Source organism: Vibrio sp. 1078-1 (assembly GCF_033340475.1).
This window is the reverse complement of the sequence record NZ_JAWOWM010000360.1, coordinates 1-697: the sequence shown is the minus strand read 5'-3', so window position 1 is coordinate 697 and position 697 is coordinate 1. Positions and strand designations below refer to the sequence as shown.

Annotated in this window: 1 pseudogene; it reads left to right on the top strand. The window is 49.6% G+C overall.

The annotated features are described in order from the left end of the window. A pseudogene (locus R7190_RS27580) lies at nucleotides 1-697 on the top strand (guanosine-5'-triphosphate,3'-diphosphate pyrophosphatase); the annotation flags it as partial.

The following is a 697-nucleotide window of genomic DNA, read 5'->3' as shown; positions in this document are numbered from 1 at the left end:
ATCTGGTACCGTTCAGGCGCTACAAGAAATCATGCTGGCGCAGGGTATGGACGAAGTAATTACTCACTCCAAACTTAAGCGTTTACAAAAGCAAGCCATGCTAGCCGATCATTTGGAAGAGCTCGACATCGAAGGTTTAACGCTTGAGCGTGCCTTGGTCTTCCCTAGCGGCCTGTCTATTCTTATCGCGATTTTCGAGTTACTTGAAATCGATGCGATGACACTCGCGGGCGGCGCACTGCGTGAAGGCTTGGTTTATGAAATGGTCGACGAGCTGCGTCAAAATGACATTCGTGCTCGCACCATTTGTAGCGTGCAAAGCCGTTATCAGCTTGATTGCCAATATGGTGAACAAGTGGCAACGCTGGCTGGTAAGCTTTTAGAGCAAGCCGGTGGCGATGAGTGGATTGCTGAGCCTCAAGGTAAAGTTCTGCTCGAAACCACAGCAAAATTGCACGAAATTGGCCTAACCATCGACTTTAAAAAAGGCGGTGAACATAGTGCTTACTTACTGCAAAACCTCGATTTGCCAGGCTATACACGTGCGCAGAAGTTCTTTATTGGTGAAATTGCACGCCGTTACCGCGAGCAGCTAAGCTCACTACCAGAGCAACATGCTATATCTGGAACAAGTGCCAAACGCGTGCTGCGTTTGCTGCGTCTTGCGGTTCTACTGACCCACCGCCGCAACCCAAGC